Origin of the sequence: uncultured Pluralibacter sp. (assembly GCF_913775985.1) — a bacterium.
In the GTDB taxonomy this organism is placed as follows: domain Bacteria; phylum Pseudomonadota; class Gammaproteobacteria; order Enterobacterales; family Enterobacteriaceae; genus Pluralibacter.
Genome location: NZ_CAJYMB010000132.1, coordinates 1 through 2,907 on the forward strand (window position 1 = coordinate 1; position 2,907 = coordinate 2,907).

At 59.8% G+C, this 2,907-nt stretch carries 3 protein-coding genes and 1 pseudogene; all 4 read right to left on the reverse strand.

The window, feature by feature from the left end:
- Nucleotides 1-657: pseudogene (locus tag QZ766_RS16415) on the reverse strand (diguanylate cyclase); the annotation flags it as partial.
- A gap of 25 nt (nucleotides 658-682) precedes the next feature.
- Nucleotides 683-1,042, reverse strand: coding sequence for a DUF4186 domain-containing protein (locus QZ766_RS16420; protein WP_297203805.1), 360 nt, complete (start codon nucleotides 1,040-1,042; stop codon nucleotides 683-685).
- Entirely contained in the window at nucleotides 1,042-1,968 is a 927-nt protein-coding gene (gene glsB, locus QZ766_RS16425; protein WP_297203807.1) for a glutaminase B, read from the reverse strand. Before glsB ends, QZ766_RS16420 begins: the two co-directional genes overlap by 1 nt.
- Before the next feature lie 122 nt (nucleotides 1,969-2,090).
- Nucleotides 2,091-2,907, reverse strand: an 817-nt coding sequence (locus tag QZ766_RS16430) for an aldehyde dehydrogenase family protein (RefSeq protein WP_297203809.1), incomplete at its 5' end; no start/stop codon positions are given.

Below are 2,907 nucleotides of genomic sequence, written 5' to 3' on the forward strand. Positions count from 1 at the left end.
AAAAGCAAGGCTGCCCGCGCCGCCTATCGCCATTGCCGCAAATACAGAAAACAGCAGCGACAGCGCCGGCAGCAGGGTTTTCCAGCGAATGCGGGTGATTTCATAGGGCATGGTCAGGGTCATCACGCAGGGCAAGATCAGCACCCCGGTAGAGAACTGCTCGCTGAACCAGTCGGCAAGCATCGGGCCAAATCCCTGATGATTAACCCCCACCGACGCCTCCGCGCCGACCAGCGCGCACAGCAGCGAAGCCACAAAGCAGTACAAAAACAGGCGCAGCGCGTTAATCGGCACCGGATCGCTGTCCTGCAGCTGCTTGTCGCGAATTACAAGCTGTGCGACGGCGATAATAAACACCATATTGGAGCCGTTGATCACCAGCGTGTCGAAGCCGCCCCAGCGTGTAGTCAGGCTGTCATACACCACCATCGCCAGATAGCAAATGGTGTAATAGTGGATGCGGTTGAGCCACACGTAGCGGGCGAAAACTCCTGCCATGACCGCGTTCAGCGGCCAGAACAGAGAGAGCTCCTGCACCAGGCGCAGCTTCGCGCCCATCGCATAAAAAAGCGTGGTCAGCAGGAACAGAAAGAAAACATTGCGCAACAGATGCGCTTCGCTGAAACAGGTAATTCGCGGAATAACAATAGAGCGCATTAACGTAAACCCTTAATACGGAAAATTACCTGTTGTTCATTTGCAGGACGAGCCAGTGGTGGATCACCGACACAATATACGCCTGCTGCTCTTGACTCAAGTCACAATGTTGCGCAATTCCGTGCCACTTTTGCAGACAGCCGCGACAGCAGGTCGCGGTAGCGTGCTGGGCAATAAACACCGGATGCCCGCGCATCGGGGTTTGCTTACCATCGTTGGCCGGCTCTGCGGGCGCGAGCCGCTTAGCAATAAAATCGGCGGCGTGGCTGTCAATCAACTCCGCCCCTTTATCCCAGCAGTACTGCCGCTCTTTCTGGCCGAGACGAAAGCGGGAGCGGAATGTTGAACGCGCCAGCCGGGAAAACAGTAAATCAAATTGACTCATTAAAACACCGATCGACCCAAACGCCGGGTCAACGCCTCCAGTACCGCGACACCGGCCAGCGAGTTTCCGGTTTCATCCAGCTCCGGACTCCATACCGCTATCGCCATTTCATGAGGAACAATCGCCACAACGCCGCCGCCCACGCCGGACTTGGCGGGCAGCCCCACCCGCCAGGCAAACTCCCCGGCGTTCTGATACATACCGCTGGTTGCCATCAGGGCATTGATCTGCCGGGACTGCATCGGCGTAACGATCGGAGCATCGACGCCCGGCTGCCGTCCCTGATTTGCCAGGAACAGAAAGGACTGCGCCAGTTCGATGCAGCTCATGCGCAGCGCGCAGTAGTGAAAATAGTTTTGCAGCACGGTGCTGACGTCATTGTGGAAATTACCGAAAGATTTCATCAGCCAGGCAATGGCCGCGTTGCGCGCCGCGTGATCCATCTCCGAGCGCGCCACTACCGTATCGTAGGCAATGTCGTCAACGCCGGCAAGGCCGCGCACCACTTCCAGCATCCGCTGGCGCGGCGCGCTGAGGCGGCCCTGCAGCATATCGCACACCACGAGCGCGCCGGCGTTAATAAACGGATTGCGCGGCTTGCCCTGCTCGATTTCCAGCTGCAGCAGCGAATTAAAGGGCTGCCCGGAGGGATCTTTACCTACGCGACGCCAGATTTCCTGCTCTTCGTAGTGGTTCATCGCCACTACCAGGCTCAGCACTTTCGAGATTGACTGGATCGAAAAGCGCTCTGCGGCATCGCCGGCGGAAAAGCACTCGCCGCTGACGGTGCGGATGGCGATGCCGAGCTTGCGGCCGTCAACGGAGGCCAGCGCGGGAATGTAATCTGCCACTTTGCCCTGCCCAATCAGCGGGACCGCCTCTGCCAGAACCTCGCCCAGCATCTCATTATCAATACGCGTAGCCACTCTCATCCTGCTCCGGAGTCTGTTTCGGGCCGGAGTATAGCAGCGTGTGGAGGGTAATCAATTGCCGGAAGACAAAATATGAAGGGGTAGCGTCCCCGCCCGTGAGGCGGGGACTGAGAAGGCTAGCGCCGGTCTTTCCACACGGTTTGCGCGTTGCAGAACTCGTGCAGGCCGAAGTGCGACAGCTCGCGACCAAAGCCGCTTTTTTTCACGCCGCCGAAGGCCACCCGGGCGTCAGAGGCGCTGTAGCCGTTAATAAACACCCCGCCGCACTCCAGCTCGCGGGCAAAACGATCTGCCTGCGCCGCATCGGCGGTGTACACCGTCGCGGACAGGCCAAACTCGCTGTCGTTAGCAAGCGCCAGGGCGTGTTCGGCGTCGCGGGCAACGGTGATAGTCGCCACCGGGCCGAACATCTCCTGGCGAAAAGCGGTCATCTCCGGGGTAACGTTACCCAGTACCGTCGGCGCGTAATAGTTGCCCGCGCCCGCAACCTTCTCACCGCCGAGCAGCAGCTGCGCCCCCTCAGCAAGGGTATCGCTCACCTGCTGGTGCAGCTCGTCGCGCAGATCGTAGCGCGCCATCGGACCCAGATAGTTAGCCTCGTCCAGCGGATCGCCCATTTTCAGACGCGCCGCGGCGGCAACGAATTTTTCACTGAAGGCATCGGCCACGCCCGCTTCAACGATAAAGCGCTTGGCGGCGGCGCACACCTGCCCGGTGTTCTGGTAACGCCCGATTACGGCGGCATTTACCGCTTCATCCAGATCCGCATCGTTAAGGACGATAAACGGATCGGAACCACCCAGCTCCAGCACGCACTTCTTCAGCGCCGCGCCCGCCTGGGCGCCAATGGCCTTCCCGGCACGCATGCTGCCAGTCAGCGTCACGGCGGCGATCCGCGGGTCGTTAATAATCTGGCTGACGCCTTCATTGCTG

What these genes read in the sequence shown, in the direction of transcription:
- QZ766_RS16420 (WP_297203805.1), bottom strand. Translation starts at nt 1,042, where the DNA reads ATGAGTCAATTTGATTTACTGTTTTCCCGGCTGGCGCGTTCAACATTC.